The organism is Novosphingobium sp. (genome assembly GCF_037133355.1).
Taxonomy (GTDB): Bacteria; Pseudomonadota; Alphaproteobacteria; order Sphingomonadales; family Sphingomonadaceae; genus Novosphingobium.
The window spans coordinates 1-17,949 of record NZ_JBAXOI010000010.1 but is presented as its reverse complement, the minus strand read 5'-3'; the positions used below and the strand labels follow the sequence as shown (position 1 = coordinate 17,949).

Sequence of the window (17,949 nt, the reverse complement as noted above, 5' to 3'; positions counted from 1 at the left end):
ACTCTTGGCAGACAGGGATACGTTTCAGGCCATGGCACGCAAATTCTTCGGCACCGACGGCATTCGGGGCCGGACCAACGCCGGTGTGATGACCGCCGCGACCGCGATGAAAGTCGGCCAGGCTGCCGGCACTTACTTCCTGCGCGGCGATCACCGCCACCGCGTGGTGATCGGCAAGGACACGCGCCTTTCGGGCTACATGCTCGAAAACGCGATGACCGCCGGCTTCACCAGCGTGGGCATGGACGTGGTCCTGCTTGGCCCGATGCCGACCCCCGCCGTCGCGCTCCTCACACGCGAAATGCGCGCCGATGTCGGCGTGATGATCTCCGCCAGCCACAATCCGTTCGAGGACAACGGGATCAAGCTGTTCGGCCCCGACGGCTACAAGCTGTCGGACGAATCCGAGCTAGCGATCGAGGCCATGCTCGAACAGGAAATGCCGCTTGCCGACTCTGGCGATGTGGGCCGGGCCCGCCGCATCGAGGACGCACGCGGCCGCTATATCCATGCGGTCAAGGCCTCGCTTCCGCACAATGTCCGGCTCGACGGGCTGCGCATCGTGGTCGATTGCGCCAACGGCGCGGCCTATCATGTCGCACCCTCCGCGCTGTGGGAACTCGGCGCCGAAGTCATCGCCATCGGCGTTGAACCCAACGGAAAGAACATCAACGCCGGGGTCGGTTCCACGCATCTCGACGCGCTGAAAGCCCGCGTGCGCGAAGTGCGCGCCGATATCGGCATAGCGCTCGACGGCGATGCCGACCGGCTGATCGTGGTCGACGAGAAGGCCCAGACCGTGGACGGCGACCAGATCATGGCGCTGATCGGCGGGCGGCTTCACGCAGCCGGCACCCTGCGCGGCGGCGGCGTGGTCGCCACGGTCATGTCGAACCTCGGGCTCGAGCGCTATCTGAACAGCCTTGGCCTCGATCTCGTCCGCACCGCCGTCGGCGACCGCTACGTGCTCGAGAAGATGCGCGAGGGCGGCTACAATGTCGGCGGCGAGCAATCGGGCCACATGATCCTCACCGACCACGGCACGACCGGCGACGGCACGGTTGCCGCACTCCAGGTCCTCGCCGCGCTGGTCGCTTCGGGCAAGCCCGCGAGCGAGACGCTGCACCTGTTCGATCCCGTGCCGCAGCTCCTCAAGAACGTGCGCTTTGCCGGGGGCAAGCCGCTCGAGGCCGCGAGCGTCAAGGCGGTGATTGCCGAGGCCGAAGCCCAACTGGCCGGGCGCGGGCGCCTTGTCATCCGTCCCTCGGGCACCGAACCGGTCATTCGCGTAATGGCCGAAGGCGACGACGCGCGCGAGGTTGAGCAAGTGGTCGACACGATCTGCGATGCGGTACGCAAAGCCGCCTGAGGAGAACCTGCCATGCTGGAAATGCGCCCCGATTGTGAACGCTGCGGCACCGATCTTCCGGCAGAGGCGCCGGGCGCCTTCATCTGCTCGTTCGAGTGCACCTTCTGCGCCGAATGTGCCGAAGCGCTCGATGACCGCTGCCCCAACTGCGGCGGCGAGCTGCTGGACCGCCCCAGCCGCGCGGCAAAGCACCACGCCAAGCATCCGCCTTCAACGGTTCGGAAATTCAAGGGATGACCCCTCCCCGCGTGCTGTCCATTGCCGGTTCGGATTCAGGCGGCGGGGCGGGCATACAGGCCGATATCAAGACGATCACCATGCTCGGCGGCTATGCCATGACCGCCGTGACCGCTCTCACCGCGCAGGACACGACCGGGGTGCATCTGGTTGAGGCCGCAAGCCCCGCCATGGTGGCGGCACAAATAGATGCCTGCACCGGCGATCTCGGCGTCGATGCGGTCAAGATCGGGATGCTTGGTTCGCCCGAAATCGCTGCCGTTGTGGCAGATCGGCTGGAGCGCTTCGCCGTCCCCATCGTGTTCGATCCGGTGATGATCGCGACCAGCGGCGCGGCACTGGCTGACGCAGCCACGATTGCCGCGTTCGAACGGCTGATGGCGCTTGCCACCCTGACCACACCCAACGTGCCCGAACTTGTCGCGCTTGGCGGCGAAGCGGCCTTGCGCGCGAGGGGCATCGCGTGGCTCGCGAAGGGCGGTGATGCGAAAGGGCCGGACGTCACCGACCGGCTGGCTGTGCCGGGCGAAGCGGATGTGGTCTGGACTGCACCGCGCATCGCCACGCGCCATACCCACGGCACCGGCTGCACGCTATCGAGCGCCATCGCCACATATCTGGCGCGCGGATTGTCACTCGCCGATGCGGTGGCCGAGGCCCGCCAGTTCGTCCGCGCCGCGCTGCTGGCCGCGCCGGGCTTCGGTGCGGGGCACGGGCCGCTGGGGCACTTCGCGGTCCGCTAGGCCAGATCCAGCCCGTAGAACGCGGTGATATGCCCCCAGGCCTCGGCCGCCGTCTCCACGATGTGGAACAGGTCGAGGTCCTTGGCGCTGACCACGCCTTCCTCGGCCAGCGCCTCGAAACTCACCACCCGGCGCCAGAAATCGCCGCCGAACAGCATGATCGGGATCGGCTGCATCTTGCCGGTCTGGATCAAGGTCAGAAGCTCGAACAGCTCGTCAAACGTGCCGAAGCCGCCGGGAAACACCGCCACTGCCCGTGCGCGCAGCAGGAAGTGCATCTTGCGCAGCGCGAAGTAGTGGAACTGGAACGAGAGGTGCGGGGTGACATAGGCATTGGGCGTATGCTCGTGCCTTAGCGTGATATTGAGCCCGATTGATTCCGCGCCGACCTCCTCCGCGCCGCGGTTCGCCGCCTCCATGATCGAGGGCCCGCCGCCCGAGCAGATCACGAAGTGGCGCTTGCCGTCCTCGACCACCGCGCTCCGGCCGGCAATCCGGGCCAATTCGCGCGCTTCCTCATAATACTTCGACTTGGCGATAAGGCGCTCGGCCACGGCCGTTTGCTCAGGGCTGGACGCGGCGGCGCGCACCACTTCAGCTTCCTCGGGCGCGGGGATGCGCGCGGAGCCGTAGATCACCAGCGTCGAGCCGATCCCCGCCTCGTCGAGCAGCATCTCGGGCTTGAGCAGTTCCAGCTGGAAGCGCACCGGGCGCAGCTCCTCGCGCAGCAGGAAATCGGTATCGCGGAAAGCGAGGCGATAGGCCGGGTCCTGCTGCTGCGGCGTGGTGCGCTCGTGCGCTTCCACAAAGCTCGCTTCCTGCTCTGCCTTGTAGAATTTGCGGTCGGTCAGCTCGTGGCTGGTCTCATCGTCGGTCATGCTGCCAGCATGTCGCAAGCGGCGCATCGAATCGCAATGGCGGATGCCTCCGGTTTGCCGTTTTTGCCGCGTCGCTACCCGATTCAGGTGCGGGGCGCCGACGCCAGAATCTCGCCGACGATGGCCTGCACGGGCGCGCTGGCGGCCAGCAGAGTGTGCGCCGGCTGCGCCAGAAAGACGATCCCCGCGCCCCACGCAAAGGCAGGATGAACCCGCCTGTAGCGCACCAGATCGTGCAGCGGCCCCAGCAGCGCGAGCACCAGCATCAGGCCGACCGAGAGCGGAACGACCCAATCGGGCCCGAACGCGCGGATCAGGCTGATCCGGGCGATGGCCGGATAGGTGAGCAGAACCGTGGCGCTGATGAGCAGCCGCTTGTGCCAGGCCGGTGTGCGCCGCAGCGCCAGCGCCCAGGCAAAGAGTGCCGCAAACAGCGCCACGTCGAGCTGATCGACGGCAAACAGTTCGGCGGGCGTGAAGAACGGCGGCACCGCGCCGCGCTGGATCGCCATGACGTTGGTCGCCATGCCTAGCGGCACCATGATCACCACAAGCCCGATCGAAAGCAGCCCCAGCCGCTGATGCACCGCCCTTGCGCCGCTGCGGACAAGCGCGCCCTGCACCAGCAGGAGCACGACCCACGATATCATGACTGCGCCGTGGAGATGGACCCAGATCGGCCAGGTGTCGAGCTTGCCGAAATCATGAACATATGATCGGCCGAAACCGACCGCGAACACGGCAGCGAGGAGGAAAGACATCCCCGTGAAGAACGGACGGTCGATCTCGCTGCCGAACCTGCGCGCTGTTGTCACCATGCCACACCGAACCACCTTCCAGCCCTGCAGCCACCGAAGCGCAACTTGCCGCCGCGATCAAGACCCGGGCTGTACCGGAGGCGATGGCCACCAGCCGGTCCGGCCTTCAGGCCGCCCGGCTAAGGCGTGCTTGCAATGGAAAATGGATGCCCCGCGAAGACTAGGGCCTGCTGCCGCAAGCTTCCGACTAATTCCAAGATAATTCTGTTTTTTCTCGTTTTTTCAATATCCCTCTGACGCGAGTTTGCAAATACCTGCGTTGACTTCCACCGACTTCCAGCACAAAATGTGGGGAAAAAAGTGGGGAAGACATGGGCAAGCTGACGGTGTTGCAAGTCAGGAATGCGAAGCCGGGCGTCGGCCCGGACGGCAAGCGCCGCAAGCGTGTCCTGGTGGACGGTACTGGCCTGCTCCTGATCGTCGCGCCGACTGGTGCTCGCAATTGGGTCCTCCGCATCAAGGACGGCCAGCGCCGGCGCGACATCGGGCTCGGCGCGGCCGACATCGATGGCGGGGCGGAATAGAGGCGAGGTCGATGAAACGCCTCTTATGCTTCGCCGGATCCTTTCGCTCGCGGAGGCGCGGGAGAAAGCCACCGCACTTCGGAAGCTGGCCAAGGCCGGCGCCGATCCTATCGCAGAACGCGATCGCGAGCGGCGTGCCACCCCCACATTCGCGATCGCCGTCACCGAGGCGCACGCGGCGCTCAAGTCGGGCTGGTCAGATCGCACGGCCAACGCGTTTCTTGCATCGCTGGAGGAACATGCGGTGCCGAGGCTTGGCACTGCGAAGGTCGACGTCATTGGCAGCGCGGACGTGATCGTCGCCTTGGCACCGATCCGGACGAGCAAGCCTGTTATGGCTCGCAAAGTGCGCAGCCGCATCGGCCAGGTGCTGGCCTTCGCAAAAGCGCGTGGCTGGCGGCGGGATGCCTTGCCGGACGCACGGGAACTGCGCTCGGGTCTCGCCAAGCAGGAGCAGGGCAAGAACTTCGCTGCCATGCCGTTTTTAGAGATCCCAACCTTCTTCGCGGATGAGCTCGCCAAGGAGGCCACGGCCAGCCGATTCGCCATGCTGTTTGCAATCCTGACAGCCGCCAGATCCGGCGAGGTGCGAAACGCCACGTGGGCACAGATCGATCTCGAGGCCGGCACATGGACCCGGCCAGCAGCGCTGATGAAGAGTCGTCACCCTCTCGGATGCAGCGATAGCTTTGCTAAAGCAGTGGAAGCCAGATGAAGCGTTGCGGGATGGTCTGATCTTCCCCGGTCTGAGAGGTAACCCGCTCTCTGATATGTCGCTCACCAAGGCGCTGCGGACGGCTGGGCGGGATGAAACGGTCCACGGCTTCCGCTCCGCCTTCCGCGACTTCGCTGCAGAGCGCTGCCCGACAATTCCCGCCATGGTCGCCGAGATGGCACTCGCGCACAAGGTCGGCACCGCAACCGAGCAGGCCTACCTCCGCAGCGACCTGCGCGACCTGCGCCGCGCGCTGATGGACGCCTGGGGCCGATTTGCCGCGCCCTCGCTGTCAGGCGTCGCGGAGAACGTGACTGCAATCAGGAAGGCGGAGGCGGGATAACTTCAACGGGCATCTCGCCCAATGGAAGCGGTCCGTGCGGGGAAATGGGGCGAAGCGTCCGTATCGTAAAGTAAGTCGCGAGCTCAGCCCATTTGCGGGCTTCAAACGGCGCGTTGCTCCTGCGTTTCGTGTTCCGGACCATGCACATTGCACAGCGCTGCAGCCCCTGAAGTCACTCTACCTGAGTTGCAACATCAGACGAGAATCACTCAAGCTTTCATTATTTTCAAACTCTTAAGCTCAACGACAAGTCGCGTAGGGTGTGTCTACTCCCCCCCTTCAAACAGCATGTTCCCGGGTCCTTGTGCCCATGATCAACAAGAGCATGAGAGACCTGACCGGAGGAGCCTAAGCTGCCGATAAGTCGCTTCGAAGCGGCCATCATCGAAGCGCTCTGCGTGTTGCCGATGGGGCGTAGAGGACCGATCGAGGCACCAGCCATTCCCGTGAGGTGCAGGCGATCTATCTGGAAGACCGGTATCTCAACGGAGCGTCGATGGTGATCGACAACGGCGAGACGGCCTAAGCTACGGCGACGAATTGTCCGGTTTCGAAAAACCGCTCCATGACCGCTTCGTATGCGCCGCAGTCGATGCCCTGTGCGCGCAGCCATGTGTCATTGAAGATCGTATCCCGGTAACGCGCCCCGTCATCGCAGAGGATCGAGACGATCGATCCGGTTTCCCCGCGCCCCAGCATTTCGCTGGCAAGCGTAGCGCAGGCCCAGATATTGGTGCCGGTTGACCCGCCGCACAATCTGCCGAGCCAGCGACTGACGACGCGGGCAGCGGCGATGCTGGCCGCGTCTGGCACGGCAACCATGTGATCGACCACATCGGGCATCAAGCTGGGCTCGACCCGCGGACGCCCGATGCCTTCGATCAAGCTGGCCGGGTCAATCGTGCTGGTCACCCTCCGGTCGGCCCAGTACTTGTGGAACACCGAAGCTTCGGGATCGGCAACGCAGATCCGGGTCGGGTGGCAATTGTAGCGAACATAGCGACCGATCGTGGCTGATGTGCCGCCCGTTCCCGCGCCGCAAACGATCCACGCTGGGATGGGATGCGGTTCGCGGGTCATCTGCGTGAATATCGATTCTGCGATGTTGTTGTTTGCGCGCCAGTCCGTTGCGCGCTCTGCGTAAGTGAACTGGTCCATGTAGTGACCACCCAACTCGGCAGCGAGGCTGCGTGCTGCCTCGTACATCTGGGCACCACTTTCGACGAAGTGGCATTTTCCGCCATGAAATTCGATGGCAGCTATCTTGGCCGGGGCGGTGCTGCGGGGCACCACCGCGATGAACGGCAGGCCGAGCATGCGGGCGAAATAGGCCTCCGAAACCGCGGTCGAACCGCTCGAGGCCTCTATGATCGGGCGCCCTTCGGCAATCCAGCCATTGCATAGGGAATAAAGGAACAGCGAGCGAGCGAGCCGGTGCTTGAGACTGCCGGTCGGATGGCTCGATTCGTCCTTCAGATAGAGCGCGATATGCGGCAATGCTGGGACCGGCAGCGGGATCAGGTGGGTATCGGCAGAACGGTTGAAATCCGCTTCGATCCGCCCGATTGCCCAGATAACCCAATCCCGACCGCTCATGCACTCGCCCCCATCGGCTCGGCAGATGTGCCGGGCAGTCCTCGCCGATCAGCCTGCCGCGTGACAGGCGCAGCTTCACAGCCCTGCGGCGCTGCGCATCTCCTCGATCAATTCGAAGTGGAAGGCGACCATACGCGAATCGGGCTGTTGTGCTGCGAAGAAGTCGAGCTCAGGGTCCACAACGGGGCTGCGCTCGCCTTTCAGGGCTTCGAGGATCGCAAGCCCGCAGAACGGGACATAGGCCTCTGCATAGCCCCCTTCGTGGATTACGGCGAGGCGCCCACCGCACAGGTCGTCCGCAACTTCGACCATGCGCGCCGTCATGGCGCGGAAGCTGTCGGAATGCAGAAGCTGGCGGGCAAGCGGGTCTACGGCGTTGGCGTCGAGGCCGCTGGCAACGACGATCAGATCGGGCTTGTAGCTCTCCAGGGCGGAGACCACGATTCGTTCGAGCGCCGCAAGATAGGTCTCATGCCCGCTGCCGGCAGGCAGGGGCACGTTGAGGTTCGCGCCAAGTCCTGCGCCTTCCCCGCGATCATCGAGGCCGGTGTACCCGGGCGGGAAGCAGCGGTCCTGATGGACCGAGATCGTCAGCACGTCGTCGCGGTCATAGAAGATTGCCTGCGTGCCGTTGCCGTGGTGGACATCCCAATCGACCACCGCCACGCGGGCCAAGGCATGCCGCGCCTTGGCGGCTTCGATCGCAATCGGAATGTTGGCAAGCAGACAAAAGCCCATCGACTGGTCGGCAAGGCAGTGATGCCCTGCCGGGCGGCACAGGGCATAGGCATTCCGCGCGCGGCCACTGGCGACCGCGTCGATTGCCTCAATAGCGAGCCCCGCAGACAGCGTCGCGATTTCGAAGCCGCCCTTGCTGAACGGCGCGAACACGCCGAGTTCACCGCCACCAGCGTCGCTCAGCCGCTTGAACTCGTCGATATAGCTGGCGGGATGGATGCGCAGCAGATCCTCGCGTGTGGCGGGGGCGGCGCTGCGCACCTCCAGATGCTGGTCAAACCCGGCGGCGCGAACCAGATTGAGCAGACGCCGCTTCGATCCCGGCGTATCGGCACCGTAGCTGCCCGAGGGCGGCTCGACCCAATCGCCAATCGGCAAAAACAGCGCCTGTACTCCGGTGCTGTGCCAAAAGGTGCGCTCGTCGGTGAGGAACAGGGTGGGGCCGCTCATTTCGAGGTTCCTTCGGGTGCGGAGAACACCTTTTCGCCCGCGATGTAGGTCGCCAGCACTTTGGTTTGATGGATTTCGCCGACAGGCACGGTCATCGGATTGCGGTCGAGGATGATGAGATCAGCGAGCTTGCCCTGCTCCAGCGTCCCGCCGCGATCGAGCCGCCCCATTTCCGCCGCGCCATTGCGTGTCAGCAGCGCCATGGCCTGCTCGCGCGAAATGCGTTGGCCCGCGTTGATCGGATCGCCCGTCGCACCCGGTACCTGGCGCGTGACCAGCGTTTCGAAAGCGATCCACGGATTGACCGAGGGCACCACGGGCCAGTCGGAGCCGATGACCACGTTGGCCCCGCTCTCGACGACATCGCGCATCGGCCAGAGCCGCTTCATGCGCTCCGCGCCGACGGCCTTGGCGATATCCACCGAGGTTATTGGGGTGGGCCACCAGATGTAGGGCGAAAGCTCCCAGGTGAAGTGCAGCTCGCGGCCCTTTGTCACATCGGCCACGTCGATAAAGGTGTTATGGCCGATCTCGTGGTGCGGACCGGTGTCGCCGTTGGCCTTGCGGGCCGCGGCGATGGCCTCCACCGCCTCGCGCACCGAACCATCGCCCGCTGCGTGGAATTTGACCTGGATGCCCTGCCGGTCGAACGCAGTCACAGCCGGGAAAAGCTTGTCCTCGGGGATCAGCTTGAGGCCGCGCCCCTCGCCCGGACCCTGATCATCATGCGCCCCGCCGCGGTGTTCATACGGCACCAGCATGACGGCGGTGCGGCCTTCGAGCGGCACGCCGTCGAGGAACATCTTCACGCAATCCAGCTTGAGCCGCCCAACGCTCCACGCCTGCCGCTGCGGAATGAACGCCTCGCTGTCGCCCGAATTCGGGCCCCAGACGATGCACCCGCGCGCATATTGCTTGAGGCCGCCCGAGCGCGCGTAGCCGGACAGGCCCTCGATCATCTCGCGGCGCACGGCAGCGTCAGTGAACCCGACTATGCCGTAGGAGAGCATCTCGTCGGTCGCGACCTTGATTGCGTTTGCCTGCATCTCGGCACTGGGCTTGGGAATGAACCGCTCGATATCGCGGGCAATCACCTCGCGAAGCACGCCGGTGGGTTCGCTCTTGGCATCGCGGTCGATCACCCCGCCCTCAGGTGCCTTCGTGGCACGCGTGATCCCGGCAATCTCGAGCACGCGCGAATTGACCCACACGCTGTGCAGGCTTTCGTCGTTGAGCATGACCGGATTGTTCGGGGCTGCCGCATCGAGCAGGCGGCGGTTCTGTTCGCCCGGCTTGAAGGCCGCGCCCACCCAGCTGCCGCCGAGGATCCATTCCCCCGGCTTGGCCTTGGCCGCGCAGGCTTTTACCGCGGCGGCAATCGCCGCCGCGCCTGCGCCTTGCGCAAAGCGGCACGATAGCTTGTCGCGCCCCGCGAAATAGGTGTGGACGTGCATGTCATAGAGCCCGGGCATCACAGTCCGGCCCGCCAGATCGACCTTCTGCGCAGCGGCGGGCGCCATAGCCTCGATCTCGGCATCCGAGCCGACTGCCACAATCGTGCCGTTCGCCACCGCGAGCGCCTGCGCGCTTCCGGCAGGGGTCAGCACCGTGCCGTGGACAAAGACCAGGTCGACCGGCGCGGGCTGCGCCTGAGCCGGTCCCGTTGCGGCGACCATGGCGAGGAGGGAGGCGGTGCCAAACCGAACGATGGACTGCGCTTTTGCTAAGGGCATGCGGAATGGGTCCTTCCTGCAGGAGTGCGACCGAGAGAAACGCGTCCCGCTTGGTTTGCCAATAGGCCAAGGCCGCGCAGTCCCCGGCTTGGCCGGAGCGGCCAATGTCTGTCATTGGCATTGAAAGTGGTGGCTGAGTGGTGGATTGTCGGCGTGATTTGGCGGGAAGGGGACCTTCGCGCGTGCAGGCAAGGCATTCAGGGGCGACCGCAGGGACGACTAGCGCAAGCGGGGGCGCGGCGTGCTGAAGCCGACGATTTCGGTGCTCGTCCTGCGCCATGTTGCAAACTGCCTCGATCTGGTGGGCTGTGATCCCGAGCCTTTGCTCGCCGGGTTCCACTTGCGCCGCAATGATCTGGACAATGCAAAGGGCGTCATGCCGCTTGAGGATTTCCTCGGGTTCTTGGAACTGGCCGCGGTGAAAGCGGCCAATCCCTATCTCGGGCTGCAGGCGGGGCGGCTTGGGGCGCTCAACAGCCTTGGTGCGCTCGGTTTCCTGTTCCTCAGCGCCCCGTCGCTGCGCGCGGCCTTCACCGGGTTCGATTCCTATCTGGCGACGATTCAGGACGCCGTGCGCAACCGCTTCTCGGCGCAAGGCGGGATCGCGACGTTCGAGTACATGATCACCGATCAAACGTTGCAGAGTCGGCGGCAGGATGCAGAGTTCTCGATCGCGCTGATGCACAACATGTGTCGGAACTATGTCGGCGGGGAATTCGAGCTGATCGAAGTGCGTTTCGAACATGCCTGCCAGGGTGATGAGCGGGTCTACCGCGAATTTTTCCGCTGCGGTGTGTTCTTCGATCAGGATACCAATTCGTTTTCGTTCGAGGATCATTTCCTCGGCTGCAAGAGCCCGGTGATCGATCCGGAGCTGTACCCGATCGTCGAGGAACACTTGCGCCGCCGCGTGGCAGACAGCGCGCGGCGGGCCCGGTCGCACAAGGACATCATCCGGGTGCTGGAAACGAGCCCGCTCGACCGGACGCCGACCTTGGACGAGGTGGCGGCCAGCATGGGTGTCTCGGTGGCCACGCTGAGCCGCAGGCTCAAGGCCCAAGGGATGCGCTGGCGCGATCTCGTGAACGACCGGCGGATGCATGCGGCGGCTCGCCTGCTCCGGCAAAGCCAGCGCGATGTCGCCGAGATCGCGCTATCTGTTGGATTTGCCGAGAGCGCGAGCTTCGTGCGCCGGTTTGGCCGCCATTTCGGCACCACCCCTCAGCGTTTTCGCAAGGCAGGTGCCGAGAACCCGCCGCGCGCATAGGCTCTGCTCACGGCAAGGCGAATGCGACCAGTGCATCACTCAGCTGGGTGCCGAAGCCGCCATGGCCGCCGGCGGACACCACGACATATTGCCGCCCGTCGGTGTGCCGGAAGGTCATCGGCGTGGCGGTGGCCGGCGCGGGGACCGCTGCATACCACACCTGCCGCCCCGTCTGGATGTCATAGGCGCGAAACACGCTGTCGAGGCTGGCACCGATGAACACGAGCCCGCCGCGCGTCACGATCGGCCCGCCCTGATTGGGCGCACCCCAGGAACTCGGGGTCAGGAGCCCGGTGGAGAGCTTGAGGCGGCCAAAGGGCACCTGCCAGCGCGTCTGGCCCGTCTTCATGTCGATGGCGGTGAGCTGTCCCCAGGGCGGCGGGTTGCAGGGGGCGCCGAGCGGCGAGAGCAGCACCTCGCGCAGCATGACATAAGGCGAGCCCTGCATCTCATAGTACGAGACACCGGGATGCACATCGCGCTTGGCGTCGAACCGGGCACGCGGCACGAGCCGGACCGAGGCGGCGAGGTTCGAGGAGTTGACCACGGCAAGGCCGGTCGTGGGATCATAGGCAATCCCGCCCCAGTTGGTGCCGCCGAGGAAGCTTGGATGGAGCAGCGATCCCCTGATGCTCGGCGGGGTGAACAGGCCTTCGTTGCGAAGGCCGGCAAGGCGGCTGCGGCAGGCGGAGGTGTCAAAGCCGAGGAGACCCCACGCATCCGAGGTCTTGAGCGTCTGCGAGGTGACCGGCCGGGGCAGGACCGGCATCGGCTGCGTCGCGGCGGCCTGTTCGCCTGGCATGTCGCTGCGAGGGACGGGGCGTTCCTTCACCGGAAACAGCGGCTGGCCCGTCGCGCGGTCGAGCACGAAGACATTGCCGGTCTTGGTGCCCTGGATCACCGCTTCGACCGCGCGGCCCTGGTGGTCGATCGTCGCCAGCGTGGGCGCGGCGGGCAGATCATAGTCCCACAGGTCGTGGTGCACCGTCTGGTACGACCAAACCTTCTGGCCGGTGCGCATGTCGAGCGCGACGACGGCATTGGCATCGGGGATGCGGCCAATGCGGTTGACCCCCAGCGTGTCCCAGCTGGCGCTGCCGGTGGGGAGGAACAGCCAGCCGCGCTTGGCGTCGACCGAAAGCGGCGCCCAGGCATTGGCGGCACCGGTTACCGCCGAAAGATCGTCCGGGATAGGATTCCAGTTCCACAGCTCCCGCCCGGTCACGATATCAAACCCGCGCACGATGCCGTCGAGCGAATTGCGGTACATGTTGTCCTGCACCGCCGCGCCGAGCGCGACGACATTGCCCCAGACGGCAGGCGGCGAAGTGGTGGCGGGCTTGCCCTCGCCCTTGTAGTCGAGCGCGGCGAGATCGACGTGCCCGCCTGTGCCGAAGCCTGTGCAGACGCGGCCAGAATCGGCATCAATCGCGTGAAGTACGGCATGCTGCGCGGCATAGAGGATGCGCTTGCCGCAAGGTTGTGCGCGGGCCTCGGCGGTATCCGCCTGCCAATAGGCGACGCCCCGGCAGTAGTTCTCATGGTACATGTTGCCGGTGCGCGGCTTGCGCGGATCGAACGACCAGACTTCACGGCCGGTCGCGGGATCTAGCGCGACAGCGCGGCCGAAGGGCGTGCAGCCATAGAGCCGGGCGTTGGCGTAGATCGGCGTCATTTCGCTGACGGTGAAATCGACCGTGTCGCTTCCGAACGAGATTTCGCCCGAATGCCAGGTCCAGGCCCTGCGCAAGTGCTTCACCGTCTCCCGGTTGATCTGGTCCAGCGCAGAGTACTTGGTGGACGAGGCTTGTCCGCCGTAGCTCGGCCAATCGGTCGCAGCCGCTTCAATGGCGGCAATGGCTGGCCCTGCATGGACGGGCGCTGGATCGGGGGCTTGCTGGCACCCCGCCATTGCCATCGCCAGAACGAGTGCAAGCCATCCGCGCATCGGCTTAGCCCTTGGGCCGCGCAAAGATCTGTTTGCCACCAACCCAGGTCTCGAGCACGGTGGTCTTGTGAATCTCGGTGACGGGGATGGCGAAGGGATCACGGTCCAGCACGATGAAATCCGCCAGCTTGCCCTGCTCGAGCGAGCCCGCCTTGGAACCCATGCCCATGCGCCGCGCTGCATCGATGGTGAACATGGTGATCGCTTGGCGCAGCGTGATCGCCTCCTTCAAGCCATAGCTCCGCGCGCCGCCGCCCGGGTTGCGCCGGGTCACGGCGGTTTCGATTCCGATCCACGGATTGGGCGAGGGCACCACCGCCCAGTCGGACCCGGCGATAACCAGCGCGCCGGATTCAAAGCCTTCGCGAATCGGCCAGACCCGGTCGATCCGCGGGCTGCCCACGGCGCTGGTAATATCGTCGTTGATCGGCTGCGGGTCCCACAGATAGGGCGAATATTCGACCGCCGTGTTCAGAGCTTTGAAGCGCGGCATGTCAGCTCGATCGACGAAGGTGGAATGACCGACCTGGTGGATCGGTCCGCGCATGCCGTTGGCCTTTCGTGCTGTAGCAATCGCATCGAGCGCCGCACGCACCGCGCGGTCACCCGCCGCATGGAACATGACCGTCACGCCGAGCTTGTCCCAGCGCGTCACGTCGGCCGCCATCGCTGCCGGATCGAACAACAGCAGGCCCTTGGCCGGGGCGTTGGGCTGGCCGGCCTGATAGTCTGCCAGCATCGCGCCGGTATGGCTTTCGGTGGGCACGCCATCTGCGAAGACCTTGACGCAATCGGCGTTGAACGTGGCCCGCACGAACTGCTTCCGGTCTGCCAGCGTGCGTTCGAATTCCGGATTGGGTTTGCCCGATTCCGAAAACGCGATGCAGGCCTGCACGCGCTGTTTCAGAATGCCCCTGTCTGCCAACGCGGCATAGACCGTGAGGTCGTCCCGGTAGGCCATGGCCTCGACAAAGCCGACCACGCCGAAGCCCGCGAGCATCGTGAGGTGTCCGGTCAACTGCCGTTCGGTTTCGGCCAGCGGCTGGGGCGGAACCTTGACGGTGATGAGCCGGCCAGCGGTTTCGCGCAGCACGCCGGTGGGCTTGCCTGCGCTGTCGCGCTCGATGATTCCGCCTTCGGGGTTGGGCGTGCCGGCGCCAATCCCTGCCGAGGCGAGCGCACGGGAATTGGCCCAGACGCTGTGCCCGCTGACATCGTAGAGCATGACCGGATTGTCCGGCGAAACAGCATCGAGCGTGGCCGCCGTGATCGGAGTACCGGCGAGCAGCGAGGACTGCCACTGGCCGCCGCTCACCCATTCGCCGGGCTTGGTCGCCTTCACGCAGGCCGCCACCAGTTCAAGCAGCCGCTGCGGCCCGGCGTCCTGCGGAATGCGGCAGCGGCCTTCGTCGCCTTTGGCCTGAAGCACCGGGTGGACGTGCATGTCGTAGAGACCGGGCAAAATGGTTCGCCCGCCAAGGTCCACCACTTTCGCGGCGCCGCGCGTCCAATTCTTTGCCTGCGCCCGCGTGCCGATGCGCACAATCCGGTCTCCGCGCACTTCCATCACGCTGCGCCAGCCCTGCGGCGTATAGATGTGCCCGTTGATGAAGCGCAGCGGCGGCTTTTCCGCTGCTTGCGCGCCAAACGGCACAGTGCAGGCAAAGAGCGCGAAACCGGAGGCGGTGATAGCGCGGCGCAGCATGCTCATCGTGGCATTCTCCCCTCTCCCGGATGCGCCATCGGCCTTTGGGCCAGACGGCGCATCCGGCTCCGATCAGTAGCGGTAGGACGCGGTCACGCCAAACGTGCGCGGCCGCAGGGTCTCCCGGCGGAAGAACTCGAACGGGTTCTGCGCCCGCTCGCGCCGGGTCCAGGTGGACTTGTCGAGGATGTTGTTGACGAACAGCGAGATGTCGAAATTGCCCGGCCTCACGCCAAGTCGCGCCGACCAGAACGCTACCGCCGGCGGCAAGGTGAGAGCAGTATCGATCGCGCCGTTCGCGGGATTAAGGTAGGGTGGCAGCTTGGTCTGCTTCGAGCGGTAGTCGAAGTCGGACCGGATGTAGCCGCCCTTGGCGCGAAACGCGTCAAAATCGTATTGCGCGTGGAACGAGGCCGTAAACGGCGCGCCGAGCACGGCATCGCCCTTGCTCACGAACGGTGCTGCGGCAGTCGGGCCGCCGCGGATCGTGTCAAGGAACTTGGCATCGACATAGCCGATTTCGGCCTGAAGCGTGAGGCGATTGGTCGGGCGAACTTCTACCTGCAGGTCGAAGCCGCGGCTGCGCGCCTTGCCCAGATTGGAGGTGAACTGGAAACCGCAGCTATTGAGCGCGACCGCCTGCTGGATATCAGTCCAGTCGATCTGGTAGACGCTCGCCTGTACGCTGCCGATCCCGCCGAACTTGCTCTTCACACCCGCCTCGTAGCTCCACACCGAGTCCGACTTGAAATTGGTCGGGCGGCCATTCGGATAGCCGATGCTGGTAAGCTCCGGCCCGCAGAAGGTGCCGACCTGCGGATTGTAGCCGCCGACGCGGAAACCGCGCGAGGCCGAGGCATAGAGCAGGGTATCGGGTGTGACCTGGTAGTTGACTCCGAACTTGGGTGTCACCGGATTTTCGCTCTGGCGGCCGCGGTCGTCGACCAGCGGGCCGACCACGAAGCCTTGCGCGATGTCCTTGATCGTGAAAATCGTGTGGCTGTAGCGCAGACCGGCGAGCACCGAGAGCTTGTCGGTGATCTTGTAGGTGACCTGCCCGAAGACCGCGGCCTGCTCGTCGGTCGACAGCGCGTTCTGGTCATAGACCGAAAAGCCCGGAACCGGGGCAGGCCCGCCGAACAGGTAGACGGGCAGATAAGGATCGGTCACGATCTGGATCGAGGTCTGCTCGGCGTGGCTGTAGAACCCGCCCAGCACCCAAGTCAGCGGGCTGGCGGTATTGTTTGATTGCAGCCTGAGCTCGCCCGTCCAGTTCTTCTGCGCAACCACAAAGTCCGAAGGTGCGTTCTGCTGAGGGAAGAACGGCAGGGCATTGACACCGGTGAACAGCGTCTGGTCGAAGTTTGTGTAGTCCTGCACGAAGGCCTGGCGGCGATCGAAGTAGGAGCCGACCGCGATCACATCGACCCCGCCGAGCCCGACGCTGACATTGAGCGAGGCCAGCGTGAAGCGGTCCTTGCTCGTCTCGGCCAGCTGGTTAGCGTTGATGAAGACATGCTTGTCGTAGTTGGAGTACTTCTCCCAGCTCTCGCCGCTGTCTGCAGCCTTCACGTTCTGGTAGAATACCGCCGGGGTGATCCTGACGTTGTCCACCGGCTGCCAAGTCAGCGCGATGCGCCCGACATAGCTGTCGGTGGAGTTGGCGTTCTTCTGCACCACTTTGTTCGTGAACGAGCTGATGCGGTCCACAAAGCCGCCATCGCGGCGGTAGTAGCCGCTGGCGACAAGACCGAGCTTGCCCGGGATCAGCGGCGCGCTGACCGAAACACCGGCCTCGCCGTTGGCTGCGCCATGCTGGGTCGCGCTGCCTTCCGCACGCCCATAAACTTTGAGCACATCCAGGCTCGGCTGCTGGGTAATGAAGCGCACCGTGCCGCCTTCGGACCCGGCGCCAAACAGCGTACCCTGCGGCCCGCGCAGCACCTCGACACGGTCGAGATCGAACACCACCGGATAGGCATTGCCGCCGCCATAGCCGAGCTGGCGGATCTGGATCGGCACGTCGTCGATGTAGATGCCGGTGGTCGCCGCGCCGACCGAGGAGTTCACGCCGCGGATCGCGATGTTGGTCGTGGTGTTCGATTTCTCGAAGCTGACGCCCGGGGTCTGGCGGATCACGTCGCTGAAGTTGCGGATGCCGCGGCTGTCGAGCGCTTCGCGCGAGAGAGCGCTGACGCTGAGCGGGACCTTGTTGATGCTTTCGCTTTTGCGTGTGGCCGTGACGATGATTTCGCTACTTGGCTGATCGCCGGCCGCCGCCTGATCGGCCTGTGCCATGGCCGCCTGGCCGGCAAGCAGTGTCGTGAGCGCCGTACCGGTCGCAAAAAGGCGAGAAATGTGCCTGCCCATGATAATTGACTCCCCTGAATAGCCCCCCGCCGAAACATCCATGGCTGGAATGGTCTCGTGTCAGGCTAGGTGCTAGGGAGAATTTGGAATTGACCCAAACTTGCATCGTGAAATTTGAGTGCATGATATGGTATATTTCTGCCATCGGGCGGCTTGGTTGGCCAAAATTGCCAAGTGGTGTGGCGGGGGTCTACCCCCGTTGCATACGTAGAACGAATGGCCTCTCGTTCACACAGTACCAGACCCCGCTTGATCCTTTACGCTGACATCGCAATTTTCATTACCGTCTAGACTTGCGCATGCAGTGACCGCTTTGGCCGGTTCCTGACGTGTGCGTCACAAACAGGCAAACGCTGCGTTGTGCCAAAGTCTGCTGATGCGCGAGATGATTTGGCCCGGAGGAACCATTCTCGATTCCGGCTTGGGGAATTGAACCTATTTTGAATTTAGCCGTGATGTATGTGACCTGCCCCCCGGCAGTCCCTCAGTCATAACGAGAGTCCAGCGGTTAAATA

At 64.7% G+C, this 17,949-nt stretch carries 15 protein-coding genes; 7 read left to right on the top strand and 8 right to left on the bottom strand.

Going from position 1 to position 17,949, the window contains the following annotated elements:
• The first annotated feature begins 31 nt into the window (after positions 1 to 31).
• Genes glmM through thiD form a run of 3 tightly spaced genes read left to right on the top strand, consistent with a single transcriptional unit; the run spans position 32 to position 2,349 of the window.
• On the top strand, positions 32 to 1,369 hold the full coding sequence (glmM, locus tag WCL10_RS11445) for a phosphoglucosamine mutase (RefSeq protein WP_336895774.1): 1,338 nt from the start codon (positions 32 to 34) through the stop codon (positions 1,367 to 1,369).
• 12 nt (positions 1,370 to 1,381) lie between these two features.
• On the top strand, positions 1,382 to 1,606 hold the full coding sequence (locus WCL10_RS11440; protein WP_336895773.1) for a DUF1272 domain-containing protein: 225 nt from the start codon (positions 1,382 to 1,384) through the stop codon (positions 1,604 to 1,606).
• Positions 1,603 to 2,349: a bifunctional hydroxymethylpyrimidine kinase/phosphomethylpyrimidine kinase gene (thiD, locus tag WCL10_RS11435; RefSeq protein ID WP_336895772.1), complete on the top strand. Its 747-nt coding sequence runs from the start codon at positions 1,603 to 1,605 to the stop codon at positions 2,347 to 2,349. The genes WCL10_RS11440 and thiD overlap by 4 nt, the downstream gene beginning before the upstream one ends.
• On the opposite strand, the gene WCL10_RS11430 is transcribed toward thiD, so the two are convergent.
• Positions 2,346 to 3,227, bottom strand: coding sequence for an LOG family protein (locus WCL10_RS11430; RefSeq protein ID WP_336895771.1), 882 nt, complete (start codon positions 3,225 to 3,227; stop codon positions 2,346 to 2,348). The genes thiD and WCL10_RS11430 overlap by 4 nt on opposite strands.
• 83 nt (positions 3,228 to 3,310) lie before the next feature.
• Entirely contained in the window at positions 3,311 to 4,045 is a 735-nt protein-coding gene (locus WCL10_RS11425) for a hypothetical protein (RefSeq protein ID WP_336895770.1), read from the bottom strand.
• A 311-nt stretch (positions 4,046 to 4,356) separates the two neighbouring features.
• On the opposite strand from WCL10_RS11425, the gene WCL10_RS11420 reads away from it, so the two are divergent.
• The 3 genes from WCL10_RS11420 to WCL10_RS11410 are packed head-to-tail and all read left to right on the top strand — an operon-like array spanning position 4,357 to position 5,627.
• Positions 4,357 to 4,569, top strand: a complete 213-nt coding sequence (locus tag WCL10_RS11420; RefSeq protein ID WP_336895769.1) for an Arm DNA-binding domain-containing protein — start codon at positions 4,357 to 4,359, stop codon at positions 4,567 to 4,569.
• 25 nt (positions 4,570 to 4,594) lie between these two features.
• Positions 4,595 to 5,284 carry a hypothetical protein gene (locus WCL10_RS11415; RefSeq protein ID WP_336895768.1) on the top strand — a complete coding sequence of 230 codons (690 nt, stop codon included), beginning with the start codon at positions 4,595 to 4,597 and terminating at the stop codon, positions 5,282 to 5,284.
• Positions 5,285 to 5,339: 55 nt separating this feature from the next.
• Positions 5,340 to 5,627, top strand: coding sequence for a hypothetical protein (locus WCL10_RS11410; protein ID WP_336895767.1), 288 nt, complete (start codon positions 5,340 to 5,342; stop codon positions 5,625 to 5,627).
• Positions 5,628 to 6,149: 522 nt separating this feature from the next.
• Here WCL10_RS11410 and WCL10_RS11405 read toward each other — a convergent pair.
• From WCL10_RS11405 to WCL10_RS11395, 3 genes are all read right to left on the bottom strand, one after another.
• On the bottom strand, positions 6,150 to 7,223 hold the full coding sequence (locus WCL10_RS11405; protein ID WP_336895766.1) for a PLP-dependent cysteine synthase family protein: 1,074 nt from the start codon (positions 7,221 to 7,223) through the stop codon (positions 6,150 to 6,152).
• A gap of 75 nt (positions 7,224 to 7,298) precedes the next feature.
• The gene (locus WCL10_RS11400) at positions 7,299 to 8,411 is read right to left on the bottom strand and encodes a class II histone deacetylase (RefSeq protein WP_336895765.1); all 1,113 of its coding nucleotides are present in this window, start codon (positions 8,409 to 8,411) and stop codon (positions 7,299 to 7,301) included.
• Positions 8,408 to 10,144 (bottom strand): amidohydrolase, encoded by a 1,737-nt coding sequence (locus WCL10_RS11395; RefSeq protein WP_336895764.1) that lies wholly within the window; start codon positions 10,142 to 10,144, stop codon positions 8,408 to 8,410. The genes WCL10_RS11400 and WCL10_RS11395 overlap by 4 nt, the downstream gene beginning before the upstream one ends.
• 241 nt (positions 10,145 to 10,385) lie before the next feature.
• Between WCL10_RS11395 and WCL10_RS11390 the strand changes: the two genes are divergently transcribed.
• Entirely contained in the window at positions 10,386 to 11,411 is a 1,026-nt protein-coding gene (locus WCL10_RS11390; RefSeq protein ID WP_336895763.1) for an AraC family transcriptional regulator, read from the top strand.
• A 7-nt stretch (positions 11,412 to 11,418) separates the two neighbouring features.
• Here the strand turns inward: WCL10_RS11390 and WCL10_RS11385 are convergent, their stop codons facing one another.
• The 3 genes from WCL10_RS11385 to WCL10_RS11375 all read right to left on the bottom strand — a co-directional run bounded on the left by WCL10_RS11385 (position 11,419) and on the right by WCL10_RS11375 (position 17,434).
• The gene (locus tag WCL10_RS11385) at positions 11,419 to 13,359 is read right to left on the bottom strand and encodes a pyrroloquinoline quinone-dependent dehydrogenase (protein ID WP_336895762.1); all 1,941 of its coding nucleotides are present in this window, start codon (positions 13,357 to 13,359) and stop codon (positions 11,419 to 11,421) included.
• A gap of 4 nt (positions 13,360 to 13,363) precedes the next feature.
• Positions 13,364 to 15,070, bottom strand: coding sequence for an amidohydrolase (locus WCL10_RS11380; protein ID WP_336895761.1), 1,707 nt, complete (start codon positions 15,068 to 15,070; stop codon positions 13,364 to 13,366).
• A gap of 66 nt (positions 15,071 to 15,136) precedes the next feature.
• Positions 15,137 to 17,434, bottom strand: coding sequence for a TonB-dependent receptor (locus tag WCL10_RS11375; RefSeq protein ID WP_336895760.1), 2,298 nt, complete (start codon positions 17,432 to 17,434; stop codon positions 15,137 to 15,139).
• Between the last annotated feature and the right edge of the window lie 515 nt (positions 17,435 to 17,949).